At 38.3% G+C, this 17,789-nt stretch carries 12 protein-coding genes and 1 pseudogene; 6 read left to right on the forward strand and 7 right to left on the reverse strand.

Features of this window, described 5'->3' with window-relative positions; translation table 11 throughout:
- Positions 1-5: 5 nt before the first annotated feature.
- Together AB3I27_RS05905 and AB3I27_RS05910 are read left to right on the forward strand one after the other, a co-directional pair.
- A complete protein-coding gene (locus AB3I27_RS05905; RefSeq protein WP_002291606.1) occupies positions 6-710 on the forward strand; it encodes a response regulator transcription factor in 705 nt (234 codons plus the stop codon).
- Positions 707-2,446 carry an ATP-binding protein gene (locus AB3I27_RS05910; protein WP_002308716.1) on the forward strand — a complete coding sequence of 580 codons (1,740 nt, stop codon included), beginning with the start codon at positions 707-709 and terminating at the stop codon, positions 2,444-2,446. Before AB3I27_RS05905 ends, AB3I27_RS05910 begins: the two co-directional genes overlap by 4 nt.
- A gap of 94 nt (positions 2,447-2,540) precedes the next feature.
- On the opposite strand, the gene AB3I27_RS05915 is transcribed toward AB3I27_RS05910, so the two are convergent.
- The 4 genes from AB3I27_RS05915 to AB3I27_RS05930 form a co-directional block, all read right to left on the reverse strand.
- Complete coding sequence (locus tag AB3I27_RS05915; RefSeq protein WP_235042562.1) at positions 2,541-4,010, reverse strand: C69 family dipeptidase; 1,470 nt, start codon at positions 4,008-4,010, stop codon at positions 2,541-2,543.
- A gap of 184 nt (positions 4,011-4,194) precedes the next feature.
- The gene (locus AB3I27_RS05920; RefSeq protein ID WP_002348523.1) at positions 4,195-6,663 is read right to left on the reverse strand and encodes a cation-translocating P-type ATPase; all 2,469 of its coding nucleotides are present in this window, start codon (positions 6,661-6,663) and stop codon (positions 4,195-4,197) included.
- A gap of 250 nt (positions 6,664-6,913) precedes the next feature.
- The gene (locus AB3I27_RS05925) at positions 6,914-7,804 is read right to left on the reverse strand and encodes a phosphate ABC transporter substrate-binding protein PstS family protein (protein ID WP_002313557.1); all 891 of its coding nucleotides are present in this window, start codon (positions 7,802-7,804) and stop codon (positions 6,914-6,916) included.
- A 194-nt stretch (positions 7,805-7,998) separates the two neighbouring features.
- On the reverse strand, positions 7,999-8,481 hold the full coding sequence (locus tag AB3I27_RS05930; protein WP_002308710.1) for a hypothetical protein: 483 nt from the start codon (positions 8,479-8,481) through the stop codon (positions 7,999-8,001).
- 207 nt (positions 8,482-8,688) lie between these two features.
- Here AB3I27_RS05930 and AB3I27_RS05935 point away from each other — a divergent pair, with 207 nt between their 5' ends.
- On the forward strand, positions 8,689-9,054 hold the full coding sequence (locus AB3I27_RS05935; RefSeq protein ID WP_002313555.1) for a hypothetical protein: 366 nt from the start codon (positions 8,689-8,691) through the stop codon (positions 9,052-9,054).
- Positions 9,055-9,117: 63 nt separating this feature from the next.
- On the opposite strand, the gene AB3I27_RS05940 is transcribed toward AB3I27_RS05935, so the two are convergent.
- Entirely contained in the window at positions 9,118-9,693 is a 576-nt protein-coding gene (locus tag AB3I27_RS05940) for a hypothetical protein (RefSeq protein WP_002291618.1), read from the reverse strand.
- 276 nt (positions 9,694-9,969) lie between these two features.
- A complete protein-coding gene (locus tag AB3I27_RS05945; RefSeq protein WP_002334823.1) occupies positions 9,970-11,058 on the reverse strand; it encodes a hypothetical protein in 1,089 nt (362 codons plus the stop codon).
- Positions 11,059-11,315: 257 nt separating this feature from the next.
- Between AB3I27_RS05945 and AB3I27_RS05950 the strand changes: the two genes are divergently transcribed.
- The 3 genes and pseudogenes from AB3I27_RS05950 to AB3I27_RS05960 all read left to right on the forward strand — a co-directional run bounded on the left by AB3I27_RS05950 (position 11,316) and on the right by AB3I27_RS05960 (position 15,495).
- On the forward strand, positions 11,316-12,260 hold the full coding sequence (locus tag AB3I27_RS05950) for a MoxR family ATPase (protein WP_002308706.1): 945 nt from the start codon (positions 11,316-11,318) through the stop codon (positions 12,258-12,260).
- A 3-nt stretch (positions 12,261-12,263) separates the two neighbouring features.
- On the forward strand, positions 12,264-13,334 hold the full coding sequence (locus tag AB3I27_RS05955) for a DUF58 domain-containing protein (protein ID WP_368022932.1): 1,071 nt from the start codon (positions 12,264-12,266) through the stop codon (positions 13,332-13,334).
- Positions 13,324-15,495, forward strand: a pseudogene (locus AB3I27_RS05960) (DUF4129 domain-containing transglutaminase family protein). The gene AB3I27_RS05955 and the pseudogene AB3I27_RS05960 overlap by 11 nt, the downstream one beginning before the upstream one ends.
- Before the next feature lie 112 nt (positions 15,496-15,607).
- On the opposite strand, the gene copB reads toward AB3I27_RS05960, so the two are convergent.
- A complete protein-coding gene (gene copB / locus AB3I27_RS05965; protein ID WP_368022933.1) occupies positions 15,608-17,779 on the reverse strand; it encodes a copper/silver-translocating P-type ATPase CopB in 2,172 nt (723 codons plus the stop codon).
- Positions 17,780-17,789 lie beyond the last annotated feature (10 nt).

Below are 17,789 nucleotides of genomic sequence, written 5' to 3' on the forward strand. Positions count from 1 at the left end.
TTTGAATGAAAAAAATACTAGTTGTTGATGATGAACCTTCTATTGTGACGCTCTTGACGTTCAATTTGGAAAAAGAAGGCTATAAGGTAACCAGTGCCGCAGATGGAGGCGAAGGATTAGAATTAGCATTAGAACAATCATTTGATTTCATCATTTTAGATGTGATGCTTCCAACGATGGATGGCATGGAGATCACTCAGCGGCTGCGTCAAGAAAAAAATGAAACACCGATTTTAATGCTGACGGCTAAAGATGATCAGGTGGATCGAATCATTGGTCTGGAGATAGGTGCTGATGACTATTTGACCAAACCATTTAGTCCACGTGAAGTATTAGCACGTATGAAAGCCATATTCAGACGGATCGAACCTCGTAAGCAATCAAAAGATGAAGCTGAGCCTGAATATCTATCGATTGGACAAATCACTGCTGATTTGACCAATTATCAAGTCACCGTAGACGATCATCTGATTGAACTCACACCGAAAGAATTTGAATTACTCGTTTATTTCATGAAACGAAAAGACCGTGTGATCGATCGCGACACATTGCTAGACCGCATTTGGAATTTTGACTTCGCAGGACAAAGCCGTATCGTAGATGTACACGTTAGTCATTTGCGAGAAAAAATCGAGCGAGATCCAAAACATCCAAAGTACTTGGTGACTGTTAGAGGATTTGGCTATAAGTTTCAGGAACCAAAACGATGAAATGGAAAAAAATTTATGAGCGTCTCTTCTTTCTTATTCTTTTAATTAGTTTGTTTTTTGGTGGTTGGCAATTGATCTCCCATTATTTCCAACAACAGATCGTCGAACAGCAAGAAAGCTACCTGACAAAAAAAGCACAACTACTGATCCGGCAATTAGATGTCGAAAACCTCCAAGCAGCGCAAAACAAAACTGCTTTGGAAGAATTCGTCCATCAGTCGAACGAACGGATCACTTTAATGGATGCTACTGGAAAAATCTTATTTGACACAAACAATGAAACATTGAATGAACGGCGAAGTTCTCGTCCAGAAATAAAAGCTGTATTGAATGGTGGGAACCTAGGTAGCGCTTTGCGCAAAAGTACTACTTTGAATGAGGATCTTTTATACGTCGCATTACCAGTCAAAAAAGGAGGCCAGTTAGAAGCCATTTTACGTATCGCAGAACCGACAAGCGGATTTTTACCGAGAACGGAGAGCTTTCGCCGTTGGGTCTTTTTCTTCTTTCTGTCTTTCTTCCTTGTTCTTGCAGGAATGATTTATTACCTGATCTACCAAAAAAATCAGCCTTTGAAAACTGTCCTGCCTGTTCTTAGAAAAATGGTACAAAATCCAAACCAAGCAGAAGTAATCATGCAGACACCTGACCAATGGGAGGAATTGTATCAAACAATCAATGAGCTGAGCGAACAAATGAGTAAGATGTATCGAGCGTATACTACAACAGAAGAACAATTGTACACATTATTAAATGAACTGATGATAGGCGTATTCCTGATTGATGATGCTGATTCTCGTTTACTACTGCTTAATCCAAAGATGCAGTTGCATTTAAACGTGACAAGCTATGAACCTGAACAACGATACACAGAAGTCATCCAAGAGCCAAAACTCATTCAGCTGATTCACCAAGTGACTCCTGAGCATCCGCTGATCCATCAGGAGATCACCATCGCTGAAGGACGACAGACATTAGACTTGAGTTTGCGCTACTTTACTAATTCAGAAGGTACCGGACAGATTCTAGGGGTGGCGTATGACTTAACGAAAGTGCGACGTTTAGAAAAGCTACAAAAGGATTTCGTGGGCAACGTCTCCCACGAATTAAAAACTCCTGTGACTTCACTGATTGGTTTTACCGAGACTTTACTGGACGGTGCAAAAGATGACCCACAAACTCTGACTTCTTTTCTTGAGATCATGCAAAAAGATGCGATTCGGTTAGATAAATTGATTCGGGAAATCATCCAGCTGTCAAAAGACGGTGAAAATTCTTACGAGATCCAGACGATTTATACAGAACCTTATTTCCAGCAAATCGTTCAAAATTATCAGCCAATCATCGAAAAGAAACGGTTGACGATTCGATTGATTGGAAAGAACGAACCATTTACTACTAAAACAGATATCCTTTATCCAATCCTCAAAAATCTGATTGAAAATGCTGTCCAATACTCAAAAAACGACAGCGAGATCATTATCCGTTATCAGGCAACAGATGAATTATCGTTTTCTGTCCAAGATTTTGGTATAGGTATCGACATTGAGGATCAGGAACGGATCTTTGAGCGTTTTTACCGCGTAGACAAGGCACGAAGCCGACATTCAGGCGGGACCGGACTAGGGTTAGCGATTGTAAAAGACTACGTGCAACTCCTTCATGGTACAATTACTGTAGACAGTCATCTTGGAACAGGTTCGACTTTCACCGTTACCATTCCGAAAAGCAATTAAATAAGGCCTGCTTGCAGCAATGTTTAGATGTCTAACGATCATCTACTACGCTGAAAAGCAGGCTTTTTATTAGCTAAAAACGCTGAGCCACATGTTATAGATCTTTGTCATGATGTGTAGCTGTCTTTTCTGACATCTTTACAATCAGCTCCTGGTTCATTTTCTGATAAGCATCTATAGCATAATCAGCAAAACTTTGTGTTTTTTGATTCAAATAATCCGTTAATTTTTCGGGATGATTTACTATTAATTCTCTTGCTTGTTGGTCTGTACTTGCTAACTCTTTCGATAGATGGTCTCGAACTTTTTGGCGAGTTGGTAAAGTAATATTTTTCTTAAAATCACTATAGTATGGCTTCGTCAAGATGTTCGTCAACCGATATGTCCAGTAAGCGGAAATATCATCTGGCATATCTGTTCCTTTTTGATAAGCTTCAGGTGTCTCGCTTATATTGCTATAAAATGGTATATAATTGCTTGTATCAGGAATCCCCAACGCTAACCAATGGATACCACTGATTTCTTCTGGTACATTGTTTCTTATCTGTAGAATATGAGATTCCATCGTATTCGGCACAGAGATTGGACGATACTTATCCGGCTTTGTCCCTTCGATGGTATCATATTCAGTACCATTAAAGTGTAATGTCATGATATAAGCTGTTTCTGCAATTGAAATAGGTTTATCTGGTTTGACAAACATCTCAAATGAACGATCTGTTATTTTTTGTTTCTTTGAAGGTGTCAGTTTTCTCTGTGCATCCCATATCCTAGGAAGATTGTATTTTTCATCCTTTGACTTATCTGCAAATATGTCTCTTAAAGAAATATCCCGTTTCGTATTTATCAGTTGTTTCTTTTCTAAAAAAGATTCTAAATCTGCTGAACAAAGATAAGAATCTTTGTCCTTCAAATCAAATGAATCAATTGACAACATATTAGGAATAACTGCATAACAGTCATCTGGAACTTTGACAGCTGCCCACTGATGACCACTAAGTATCTCCATATACCAGATTTCATTTTTATCAGAGAAAATCACACCATTTGTCTCCGCAGCTCCTTGCTTAGCAACGATTTTTCCTAATCGTTCTACCCCTGCTCTTGCTGAATCAATATAAGGAAGGGTCACGGTCAACATAGAGTCTTCTGCGATACCATGCGCGGTATATGGATCTTTTTTCAATATCTCTTCCTTTGTCGTAGCTGATTCAGTAGCGCTCATTGCAACGTTCTTGCTATTGATACCATCTTCTTCAAATAATCCTTCTGACGTATCCCATTCTGGGGTCGCTGTGTACTTCAGCTGTTCTTTCGGAAGATCAAGGGTAAATCCATTCCCTTTTGATACAAAATGTGAAGGATTCGTATTTTCTTTTCTGACAACAAAGTATTTTGACCAAGCCGTGTTCAGATCTTCATTTCTAGCAATCATCGTTGAACCATCTACTGAAGCATTTTTTCCTACTAAAATCGTCGTACAAGCATCAATAGAAACTGATAAGAAAATCCCATACAGTACACCTAAAAATAAACTAAATTGAAGCAATCTTCTATTTTTCATTTGAAGCATCCCTCCCACTTTTGTAAAAACGCTTTCAAAAATGATTATAGGACACCTGAAGTAAAGATTTAATTGGTTTTCTATAAGTTCTAGATAAAAATTTGCTTTGTTTTTTATACAGAAAGAAGCTTAGAAAATACAATTTTTTAGTTAATGTATTTTTAAGCTTCTTTTATCTTATTAGTCATTTATTTCTTTTGAATACTCGAAGGAACCGAGGCAATTTATTTATTATCTCCGGCTCTTTTTCATTTTTACGTTCAAACAAATATTCTACCAATGTAGTCAAATGCCTAAAAATCGAATCTGCCGAGAAAAATAAAATACTCAACAACAAAAGCGATACAGCTGAGATACCGGTGATTGAAAACAGTTTATGCAAAAAAACGACCGAAAAAAAGATACCGCTAGCACAGAAAAGAATGATCTGACTTCTGAATTTATTCAGCGGTGAACAGATTTTATAGAGAACGAGAAATCCTACTGCAATCAAAAGCATAGTAGATGCTGTAGAAACATCTGTTTTATTTAGATCCAAAGTCACCCCGCAGATCACCAACGCACCGACTACGATCATATCTGTCAGTCCACCTGGCACAGCCTTTTCCATCACATTCATGATGAACTTCCCTCTGATTCGCTTTTTGTTTTCTTCTAGAGCAAGCAAGAAAGATGGAAGTCCAATCGTAAACAAACTAATCAATGTGATCTGTGATGGTTCTAAAGGATAGGTCAAAGCAAAGATGACTGAAAACAGCGAAAGCAAAAAGGAGAAAATATTCTTCACTAAAAACAAGCTGGCTGATCGCTCAATATTGTTCACGACGCGCCGTCCTTCTGCAACAACTTCCGGCATGCGTGAAAAGTCAGAATCAAGCAAGACCACTTGTGAGGCCTGCATGGCGGCTTCATTGCCAGAAGCCATCGCTATACTGCAGTCTGCTTCTTTCATGGCTAGAATGTCATTCACGCCATCACCTGTCATAGCTACTGTATTGTTACGCTTTAGCAATTGAACGAAGATTTTCTTTTGTTCTGGCTTGACGCGTCCAAAAACTGTATATTTTTCGACAGCTGCTTCATATTCTTCTTCTGATAATTTAGACGCATCAACGTACTGATCAGCATGTGAAATCCCTGCTTGGACAGCTACATTAGATACGGTGAGCGGATTATCTCCAGAAATCACTTTGATAGCTACTTGCTGTTTTTTGAAGTAATTGAATGTGGCTTTTGCTTCTTTTCTGATAGGATTAGCGATCAGGATATACCCTAATGGTGTGACTGCCTCCGTTAATACTGGTTCTTCAAGAATCCCATCGTACACACCAAAGACCAACACGCGATAGCCTTTTTCAGCGAAAGAAACAAACTCTTCCGCATATTCCGGCAACTGATCTCGCAAAACCATTTCGGGTGCTCCTAAAACATATACCTTGTCTCCCAACGCTACACTGCTGAATTTTTGGACAGAAGAAAAAGGAATGACTTGGTGATAGGATTGATCAGTGGTTTTTGTAAAGTATTCTTTGACGGCTTCCATTGTTGCATTGTCTCCTGCCATCGCTTTTGCATAGTCAGCAATGCGCTCTTCCAGTTGATCTGATTGGCTGATTATTTTTTGTTTTTTAGAGACAATCACTTTTTGGACAGACATTTTGTTTTCTGTGATCGTTCCTGTTTTATCTACACAAAGGACATTTACTCTTGCCAATGTCTCAATGCTTTTCATATTGTGTAAAAGAACTCTTTGCTTTGCTAGTTTAGTCGCACTTAATGCTAATGCAATCGTCGTTAACAAGTACAGTCCTTCAGGTATCATACCAATCAATGCTGCTTCCATTGCGACGACACTTTCTTTCATCGTGTTTCCATTAAAAAAGTAACTTTGAGAAAAAAGCAGAATACCGATAGGAATAATGATGATCCCAATCCATTTGATCAATTGATTAAGAGAAGCAATCATCTCCGACTGTTCTCCTTCTCCCATTGTCTTGGCTTTGACTGTCAATTGGGAAATATACGAATCTGCTCCGACTTTGTCTAATCGGGCGTAAGCTTTTCCGGAAACAACGAAACTGCCGGACATCAATGGATCACCTATTTCTTTGGTTATCTCATCTGCTTCGCCTGTCAATAAAGCCTCATTAACTTGCAGTTTCCCTTCCACGACCTCTGCATCTGCTGGAATTTGATGTCCAGTCTCTAAAATAACAATGTCATCTATTACAAGGTCTTCTATATCTATTGTTTGTTCTATCCCGTCTCGTATGACATTGACTTTTGCTGTATTTAAAACATTTAGTTCGTCCAAGATCTTTTTGGATCGAATTTCCTGAAAAATGGCGATTCCTGTATTGGCTATGATAACTGGTAAAAAAGTCAAGTTCTTATAGGATTCTACTAAACAAAGCAAAATAGCTAAGATAAGAAAGATCAAATTGAAATACGTAAAAATATTTTCCAATATAATTTGTTGGTTTGTTTTGAATGTGGGATCGACTGAATCGTTTGCTGCACCTTTTTCTATTCGTTCCTTGACTTGTTCTGCTGTCAATCCTTCTTTGTACGAGGGAAAAAGACGGATAACTTTGTCAGATGATTTTTGTGTTATTTTCTTTTTTTTACTTCGATTTGTCCATTTATTCTTCATGTGGCTACCTCGATCAATTTCGTTTTCTGGATATTTACAAACTTCTCCTATCCAGTATAGAACAGATATGAAAAGTGTTCCTCCTATTAAGCTTGCATACACCTTTCATTCCTGTCATATAGCAAAAAAAGAGCGACGACAGTTCTATGTCGTCGCTCTTTTTCTCAATTAAAGGAAAAATCTATATGCGGGGAAAGATAGTTGATTTTTCCTTGATTGTCACTATAACTGTAGCATATTTATCTGCTAGTTATTTGATATTTCCTTCGTGGTCACGTTCTACTTCCATCATTGTGATTGGTAAATAGCCCAATTCTTTAACAGGTCCTTCTTGGATTTCTTCTGTCATCATGTAGTCTAAGAATTTTTGGACTTCAGGGGAAGGTTTTCCGTTCGTGTACATATGTTCATAGGACCAGATTTTCCAGCTGTTATCTGCTACATTCTCTTCTTTTGGTTCTACACCGTCGATACTTAGTGCTTGTGTGGAATCATCGAGATATGAGAAGGCCAAATAGCTGATTGCTCCTGGTGTTTGACTTACCAACTGCCGAACAGTTCCTGATGAGTCTTGTTCTTGGGACTGTATAGGTGTGGCACCATCTAATCCCCATTTTTCAAATGTCGCACGGGTACCGCTGCCGTTTGCACGGTTCACAACGTTGATCTTTTGATCTTTCCCGCCAACTTCATTCCAATTAGTGATTTTTCCTGTAAAGATATCAATCAATTCCTGTTTTGTGATATCTTTGACACCTGTATCTTTGTTGACGATTGGTGCCATCCCAACTACTGCTACTTTATGATCCACTAATTTAGAGGCATCGATCCCGTCTCTTTCTTCTGCAAATACATCAGAGTTTCCGATAGTAACTGCTCCAGCTTCGACTTGGCTCAAACCAGTTCCACTTCCTCCTCCTTGTACAGAGATTTGATAATTCGGATTTTCTTGTACAAAACTTTCTTGTGCTGCATCGACCAAAGGCTGTAATGCTGTCGAACCTACCGCAACGATTTTTACCTGTTCATTTGAGTCACTTGAATTATTTTGTGTGGCAGAGCCATCTGTATTTCCTGATCCTGAGCCGCATCCGGCTAAAAGAACTCCAATCATGCCTAGAGTAAACAATACTTTTTTCATTTTATTGCTCCTTTCTTATTTACAACTAAAGTTTATCAGTCGACTGTAAATCCCTCGTATGGTTGCTGTAAAAATATAGTTAAGTTATGTAAAAATCATGTAAACGTTTTTCAGATTCTTTACACGATAATAAAAAAGCATATGAGAAACAGGCGTTTTCCGCCGCTCATATGCTTGTTACCGATGATCCACCATCAACGGTTATTTTTTATAGATACAGATCGTTCACTTTTTATCCGGATCTCTGTCCAGAAGTAAAAGAATGTCGCAAGAATAAATGAGACAATGACTAAATAGAAACACGGTTTAATGGTCAAGAAATACATGGAGGGATATGCTGAATCCTTCAGTCCGCTCTCGCTCAAACCATTAGGACCGATGATCATGCGAGGCAACAAGGAAAACATAGATGTGAATATGAGTAAACAAGAAAAATAAAGCAGCTGCCAATTATAATGATTGATCAGAGATTTTGGCAGTAATAGACCTACACTTATCACTAAGTAAAAAATAGTCAAAGCTGGAAAATTTCTAGAAACCACAAATCCACTTCCTTGGATCAGCCCTAATATCTCGGCACCTTGCACAACAGCATTTACCCATGTAAAAGGTAGCAAAACGATAGGAAAAAACCAAAAAAATAAATAAAGCCGATCGATTACTGCTTTTCTTCTCATCAATGTTCCCCCAAACCAATTTTTCTTTCATCATACTATACAATTTTCTATCTAAAAAAATTAGGGGGAAAAACTTTTTTTTTAGAGATAATGGCATGAGAGTTTATTCATTTAATCTAGAAATAATGAAAAAGTAATTGATTATTATATGATTCAATTTACAATAAAATTAACAAAATAATAACACTTGTTAGGTGGTGACAAAATATGATAAAAACGTGTTGGAAGAATCTTCCATTGCTTTTATCTTTTGTTCCTTATGTGCATTTCGCTTTACTGCTTGATTTCTATTATCATTCCGTAAGCGGATTCATCACGTTGATATTTTTATCTCTTTTTGCTGGGTATTATTTCCAAAAAAGCAGGCGTATTTTATCTTTATTTATCGCCAACATTATATCTACTGTCACTTCCTATTTATTTTGCGTCAATTTTGCTGAATGGCGGTACTTTTATCATCCTTTAAAACCGACCCAACTGATTTTGATTCTAGCTGGCATTTACTTAGTTCCACAAATCCTTGGATCGTTATGGGCGGTAGCCTTATCTTATAAAAAAGCACGGCATCCCTAAAAAAATAAACCCTATATGTACAAAGAGAAGCTGTTTTTTTCTTTTTGTACATATAGGGTTTTCTTATAATTCATGTAGAAAAATTTTTTTGATAATAATCTTATCCATCAATTGGGATTGACTGTTTTGCTCCCCTATGATTTCAGCGATGATGGTCCGATTTTGCGGTTTTCTTCTTAGCTGGTAATTGATTTTCCCGGTTTTCATCAATTCGCTGAGCATATCCACGACCCCGCCAAATCCGGTTTTTTTCGTAATAAAACCAAGTGCGACCATTCGTTCATCTAGATTTTTTGCTGTAATCGTCACACCAGTAATAAGCGAGTGCTGTAATGTTTGTGCCAACTCTTCCATCCCTTCAGCATTGGATACGACGGAAGCTGTTTTATTGACAGATTCTTCATGTATTTCTTTTTCCTTTGGTTCTTTCAGTTCCTCTTTCACTGTTTGACGAAGGACATCTAGTTCTTGCAAGAGCGTTTCGTATTGTTCTTGGGTCAACATCACACCAGCTACTTTTTCCCGATTAAATATATATACGCCAGTTCCCGCGTCTCGCGCTTGAGCAAATACATCCATCGGCGATCGTTTCACTTCTGTGATCGAAGATGTGGGAACTTCTAATTTCTTTAATTCCAATGGATTTCCTCCTTTACTAATCGCTTTTTATTATAGCATAGACTGACTTGTTTTGATCTGTTTTCCAAAGGTTTTATCGGTTTTTCCCTAACCAGTAATTGACATCCGTAAGTAGTCTTTCAATACCAAATGAAGGATGGTACAGATACGTTTTTTGATCTTCATTATGGTCTAATGGAAAAAAATGATCCGTAATCACTAGATCTGCATAACGAGGTGGCTTATTTCGAGTGCAAACATGGATCGAAATCCGTTTTCGATGTCTTAGGGTTTTGTTCAGTACCCCGGCAAGTCTTCTTGCTTCCTGATGTTCATAACGAAAAAAAAGACGATTTTCACTTCAGGAGGATGGACATCTAAATACCCCCGTTCTTGGAGTGTCTTAAGTAAAAGCATTCCCCACTCAACTGCGGGGTGTGCAAGTGCTTGTTGGATTGCTAGACGAAATTGATACAGTTTATCTTTGGAATTGGGAAACTTTTCTAATGTTTCCTGATAATAACGAACTTCTTCTTCCACCAATCGATCATGGATACCAATCACATAACGAAGCCATTCTTGGTAAAGTACTTTTGTCAGCTTTGATTTATTTCCACTTTCAAACTCACTATTCAGCCAAAACAGCGAATCAAGCTTTTCAGTTACGATCGTCAATTTCCGATAGTCTTGTGTCTCTTCTATCCGTTCCCACCGTTTTTCAGTAATCTGGTTACAGCTCAAGCGCAAAATCGCTAGATAATTTTTTTCTTTTATTGGCAAAATCTGCTCTTCTCTAAAAAGTAATTCTGGAAACAACTCAAAGAAAAGGGTTCGACTGTCTCCTAAAATCTCGATTTCTGCCGGATCCTTTCGTTGCTTCAATAATTGGATGAATGTCTCTGAAAAGGATTGCTCTCCATCGTCTGCAAAAAAATGGGGGAAATCTTTCAAGAAACAAAATAGCAGGTACCGTATTTTTCTTTCTGAACCAAAGATCTGCGCTTTTTTATAAGAAAACGAAAGGTGATACTCACCAAACCATTTTCTCAACCGCTCTTGTGTCGAACGATCATACTCCTGCTCATAAGGTTCATTCAACAGCAGATTTTTCAGTAGACAAAAAGGTGGTGATTGAATCAGAAAAACAAAAAGGAGGTAGGGTTCGCTATATCCTTGATCATAAACTAACTGAACGGTTTTCTTATGAAGAATCAGCTGGATTGGACAGTCGCTTTCTGCCAAACGTTTTAGATGCCGATCAACTGTTTTGACATCGATTTTCAGTTCTTCAGCTAGATCCGTTTTTCGCCAGATCAGATCTTTCATTAGGTTGATTAGTGAAAATAAATTCTGTGCATTTTTTGATAATAGTTTTTGCCATCTCATTGATCATCTCTCACCTAGTTTCTAAACATATTGTTTGATCAGAAAGGGCTCTTTTCTAAAAAGATAAAAAGTCCCTTTCTATTTACTTAATTACGCAAATTTCTCTCATTATTTTTTATTTTACTTAATTTAATTGTATTCTCATTTTAAAACGAATGTATTTAAAAAAAACATAATAAAATCACTTTGCTTGTAGGATGTATCCCCTTCCATTACAATTAAAATAAATAGTGATTTCATGAGAAGGTGATGTGAAAATGGAAGCTAAAATCGAAGAATCCAAACAAAAAATCGATCAGTTGATACAAGAATTAGAAAAAGCGGTCATCGGTAAACGTTCCACTATCCAATTGATGATCGTTGCCCTGTTAGCAGGTGGTCATGTCTTGTTCGAAGATATTCCCGGTGTAGGTAAAACATTACTAGTCAAAGCACTAGCAAAGGCTGTGCAAGGAACCTTTAGCAGAGTCCAATGCACACCCGATCTTCTTCCTAGTGATATTTTGGGCTTTTCCGTCTATAACTCACAAACAAAAGAGTTTGAATTTCGTCCGGGGCCAATCTTTACAACGATCTTGTTAGCAGATGAAATCAATCGTACGACTCCCCGTACTCAGTCAGCACTTTTAGAAGCAATGGCAGAGAATCATGCAACGATCGACAACAATACATACCCCCTAGACAATCATTTTTTTGTCTTAGCTACACAAAATCCAATCGAGTATGAAGGAACATATCCTTTGCCGGAAGCACAGCTCGATCGTTTTTTATTCCGACTACAAATTGGTTATCCTTCTTTTGACGACGAACTTCTGCTACTTTTGGATAAATTCGAAAAAGTGTTGGATAATTTGAAGGTCGTCTTGAACAGTCATGAAATAGAAGAAATAAAAACAAGTGTGGCGAATGTCTTTGTCAGCCCAGAAGTGGCATCTTATGCCTTGCAGTTAGTATCCGCAACAAGAACCCACTCTGCTATCCAGCTTGGTATCAGTCCACGAGGAAGCCTTGCCTTTATTCAAGCAGCAAAAGCCTATGCATTAATCCATGGGAGAAATTACGTCACGCCCAAAGATTTGCAAGATTTAGTTCCTTTCGTTTTTTCCCACCGCTTGATTTTTTACGATCGTTCATTGAAGGAAGACGAAAAGACACAAATGATCCATGACCTTGTTGCCCAAATCCCAATTCCCGTGAGGTAGATAATGGAAAAAGCCAAAGATTATTTCATTAATTTTGTGTTATTTCTGATATATTTCGTCATTGTCTTTTTTGCTCTTGTATTCAACAATTCTTTAGGGTGGTTCTTATTGGCTTTTTTTACTCTTTATGTATCATGGAGTGTGTTTTCATTAAGCACCTTTCTAAAGAAACTTTCTGTTACTGGCACAGTCCAGCCAGTCGTTTATCGTAAAAAAAGTATACAGGTTATTTTTTCTATAGCCAGAAAAAGAGCTTTTTCTTTCCCTCTCCCTCGTTTACAGATCGTCTTTCCAGAGATCTTTGCAGAAAAAAAACAAGAAATATTGATCCTTACAAATAAACCGCAAGAAGTCCAAGTACTTTGGCAACCAAAAGAGAGAGGGTTCCATGAAGCATTAACCGTCATTTTTACAGCCTATGATAGTCTAGGACTTTTTAGAAAAAGGACAAGAAGAGAGCTTTCTTTTCCTGTGACTGTTCTTCCTGCTTTTCATAAAACTCAAGCAGAAACATTGCAAAGAGTTCTGGAAAAAAAACAACAGCTGAACGCGTATCAAAAAGGTCTTGATTTTCGAGAACATCGCTCTTATCGCCCCGGCGATTCTTTTAACCGAATCGATTGGAAATTGTCTGCTCATAGTCAAGAGTGGTTATACCGCGAATACGAGTATCAAGAAGAATATTCTCCGCTTCTTTGCTTTTGGGGTTCACCTAGCTTGAAATTTGACCATCTGCTAGATTTGTATTTTTCTTTATGGCATCTGAGAAAAGAAAAGCAGCCGGAACTTCTGATATTAGGCGACCGTACCTTTCATGGCAAAGATCCTGGATATACCTATTTTGCTTCTTTGAACGCTGGCGATGAGAAAACTTTTTTGGCACACTTGAAAAAACAGGCAAAAAAACAAATCGTCCTCTTTATTCCTGAGCATTCTCCTGAAGTCTCAGAAGCTGTCGAAACATTGTCGAAAGATCGAACGGTCTATCTTGTTTATTTCGCAGAAAAACAAATCATGATACAAGAAAAAGACAAGGTATGTTCACTGTCAGGAGGTGAATGGATTGACGATTAAATGGGAAAAATACCTGCGTGGCGTTTACTCCTTTATGATGCTAAGTGTAGGTGCTCCGATATTTGTAGCAGCTAATCAATTGCAAAATAGCTATCCTCTTATCCTGACTATTGGTATCCTATGTCTTATTGTCTGCTGTATTCCTAAAAAATGGGTACGATTACTACTTTCTTTGCCAGTAATGATTGGCTGTTTGTTTACCTATTTTCCTTCAAAGACAATTTCTTTATTATGGGTCGTACAGTTTTTTTCGTCAGTTACAGAGGAATTCTTCCATCTATCCCAAGGTAAACTTCATTATTTACCAGAAAAGACAGCTTTTTTTCTCATATTGTTGTTGATCTATTTATTTATTACTTTGACCGTGGATTACGACTATTGGTATGCACCCTTTCTTGCATTGATGGGTTACTTCATGATGCTTACCGTTTTTCGGGAAAAAGAACTATTGTACGAAATGATTGCGGTAGTAGCTGTTTTATGCGTATATTTGGCAGCAAGGCAATTTTTCTCCCTCCGATTGTTGTCGGGAAACGCTCGATTCCAGTCGTTTACTACGATCCTGCTTATTTGTTTGTTCACTTTCAGCGCCATCTTGCCTTTATATCTCCCAAAAGTACACCAATCTCTTGAGGAAACGAGTGAACCGATCCGAGAATATCTTAATGATGAAGGGCTTTATGACAGACTCCATGAGTATCAATTAACCGGAAGTGCCAGAACGGGTTTCAGTGAAAATGATGAACAACTTGGTGGTCCATTGTATGATAATGGCGAAGTTGTTTTTACAGCGAACCAGAAAGTAAACGGCTATTGGAAGATAGAAAATAAGAATCATTACACCGGTTCTGGATGGGTAGAAGATCCGGATGCACCCATCCAACCAATCCAAGAATTTCCTGTTGATATCACAAGCTACCAAACAGTTATGGAAGAAAAAGAAAACATTACATTGACGCTAAAAAACCAAGCTTTCTTACCTTATCCTTATGGAAATACTACCTTGACTGATTTTTCATTAGCCAGTGGACAAACGCTTTACTATTTGCCTGAAAGCCAACGATTCATCCCTGTCCCGAATGAATCGACGCGATTGGCGTCCTTACAAACAGAAAGATTAGCTTTTACGAGAGAAGAATTAAAAAGCAGTCAGTTAGAGGCCGATGATTTAGAAAAACAACAGACAAATCTTCAGTTGCCGAAAGGGTTGCCTCAACGTATTGAGGACTTAGCGATCGAATTGACCAAAAATGAAGCAACTTTAATTCGTAAAGTTGAAGCTGTCGAACAGTATTTGAAAACAAGCGGGAATTTTCGCTATTCCAAAACGGATACCGGACATACGCCTAAAGAACGCGATTATGTAGATTATTTCCTCTTCGATTCAAAAGTCGGCTACTGTGACAACTTTTCAACTTCTATGGTCGTCCTTCTTCGCACACTAGGCATCCCAGCTCGGTGGACAAAAGGGTTTACGGATGGGATTAGAACAGGAACAGATGAGCAAGGAAATGAGGAATACAGCATTCTCAATAGTCATGCTCATTCTTGACCAGAGGTGTACTTTCCCGAGTTTGGCTGGCTTCCATTTGAACCAACTCCTTCATTTGCCAATCCAACTGTTTCACAACCAGCCGCTGAAACAACAGAAACCGTCCAATCTGCTGAAGAACAGCCAAAAGAAAGCGAAAATATAGTAGAAACTATTTCCAGTGAGAAACCTGAGACTATTTCGTCAGATAACACGACACTCACACCGTCTTATAAAATCGTCTTATTCAGCCTTGGGGTGTGTTTATCCGTCTTGTTGTTCTTTCTATTGTTATTTAGAAAATCTCTGCGCTGGACAAGTTATCTTATCTATCTTCATTTTTTTGCTTCTACTAATGCGGTTGCGTATCAAAAACTTCTCCACCATTTGGAAACACTGGTACCGCGCACCCCCGCAGAATCTTTGCAGGCATACAGCCAACGAATAGAACAAACATTCAATCTAGATCAACGTTTCATTCGATTAACTGCTCAATATGAAGCAGAAATATATGGGAGACAAGCAGATCCGGTAAAATTCGATAAAAAAACCTATTTAGAACTAACGCATATAATAAGAAAAACGGTATCCAAAAAGGTTATGACAAAAGGGAGCAGCTTCAAAAAATAAGATAAAATTCCTAGAGAATCTACTTCTGGAATGCCGATAACCAGCTGATTGAGCATCGATTATTCGTAAAAAAAGGTTGTGACACGTTTTTTGTCACAACCTTTTTTCATTATTATTTGATTTTCAATGTCAAAGCATTTAGAGCTACAACTACCGTACTTAACGACATCAAGACAGCACCAACTGCTGGACTTAATATGATACCAATTGGCGCAAGAATTCCGGCTGCTAGCGGAATTGCAAGAATATTGTAACCTGCCCCCCACCAGAGGTTCTGGATCATTTTCTTTCGCGTTTGCTTGGCTAGATCAAGGAAATGCAAAATATCTTTTGGATCGCTGTTTGTCAATACGACATCCGCAGAATCGATTGCGATATCTGTCCCTGCACCGATTGCCATCCCGATTGAAGCACGGGCTAAACTTGGCGCATCATTGATCCCATCACCCACCATGATTACTTTTTTCCCTTGGTCAAGGTATTTCTGGACAACAGCTTCTTTATCATCTGGTAATAAACCGCCATAATATTCTTCGATCCCTAAATAATCTGCTACTGCTTGGGCAGCGTTTTTATTGTCACCAGTAAGCATGACAGGAGTGATTTTTCTTTCTTTCAATGTTCGGATAAATTCTTTTGCTTCTGTTTTTACTACGTCACCTAAAGCAACGATTGCAGCTAGATGATTTTCTAAAATCAGGAAGCTGATGGTATTTCCTTGTTCTTGGTAAGGTTTCAATAATGCTTGTTCTACGTTTAATCCGAGACGCTCAACTTCTTTTTCATTAACTATTTTCACTTGTTGGTTTTTGACTGTTGCCTCTAGCCCAACTCCTGAAAGATTTTTTAGATTTTCGGCTTGATAAGGCTTGATTTCATGTTCTTTCAAATAATTCATAATGCCAACAGCCAATGGATGATTGGCATTCGCTTCCAATGCTCCTAAATATTGAAGGATTTCATTTTTATTGAACGCATCATCAAGTACTTCGACACCCGTTACAGTAAATTTTCCTTCTGTTAGTGTTCCTGTTTTGTCCAGCATGATCACATCTAGATCATTAGCTTGCTCCAGTGCATTGCGGTTTTTCAAAAGTAATCCGTTTTTAGCTGCTATTGATGTAGAGCGAGCAACAACTAATGGGATAGCTAAACCTAGAGCATGAGGACAGGCGATGATAAAGACTGTTACCATACGTTCTAATGCATTAGGAAGATCTGTCAAGAACAACCAGGTGATGAATGCCAGGATACCCACAATTAATGCGACATAAAACAGCCATTTTGCCACTTTGTCAGATAATGACTCTAGCTTGGATTTTTCTCCTTGTGCTTTTCGCACCATTTCCATAACCTTCGCTAGATACCCATTTTCACCAGTTCCAGTTACTTCGATTTCGATCGTTCCATCCCCATTGATAGAACCGCCGATCACTTTATCATTGGCTCGCTTTTTGATTCCTTTTGATTCGCCAGTCACAGCTGATTCATCAACGATAGTTTCACCTTTCAAGATAACACCATCTGTTGGCATTTTGTCACCGGAACGGACGATCAAATGATCGCCTTCGGTTACTTCTTTTAGTGAGACTGTCTCTTCTTTTCCTTCTTTCGTCAAGCGTTTCACTGATTCTGGCAGTAATTCTGCTAGTTTTTGTAAAGCATTGCTGGCATTCGAAACAGCGTTCATTTCGATCCAGTGACCTAGCAACATAATGACGATCAATGTAGCTAATTCCCAGAAGAAATCCATGACGTGCGTATGAGGATTGATCAGATTCGCGATAAACGAATAGACACTATAAATATATGCAACTGTAATCCCCATCGCGATCAGCGTCATCATAGCAGGACTTTTTTGTTTCAATTCCATTTTTGCCCCGCTTAAAAATGGCTGTCCGCCATAGATAAACAGTATAGTTGCTAAGATCAGTACGAGCCAATCCGAACCAGGAAATGTTATCTGGAAGGGAAATTCCATTCCCATCATTGGTGAAAAAAGAATGATTGGGATAGCTAGGATAAGCGATAGCCAAAATTTTTGTTTGAAATTCCCCATGTGCATGGAATGATCCATACCGCCATGATCGTGATCCATGTGCATCGAATGGTCCATTTGTTTGCTGTCCGCTATATCTCCATGGTTATGTTCCATATGCATTGAATGGTCCATCTGGCTATGGTCATGCTTCATCTCCATCTGTTTTTCGTTTGAATGAGCACTTTCTTTGTTTCCTGCTTCTTTTTTATGCTCCTGTTTTTTCTCCATATCGTTCCCGTTCATTTTTACTCCA

It is taken from the genome of Enterococcus sp. C46 (genome assembly GCF_040887565.1).
Taxonomy (GTDB): domain Bacteria; phylum Bacillota; class Bacilli; order Lactobacillales; family Enterococcaceae; genus Enterococcus_B; species Enterococcus_B lactis.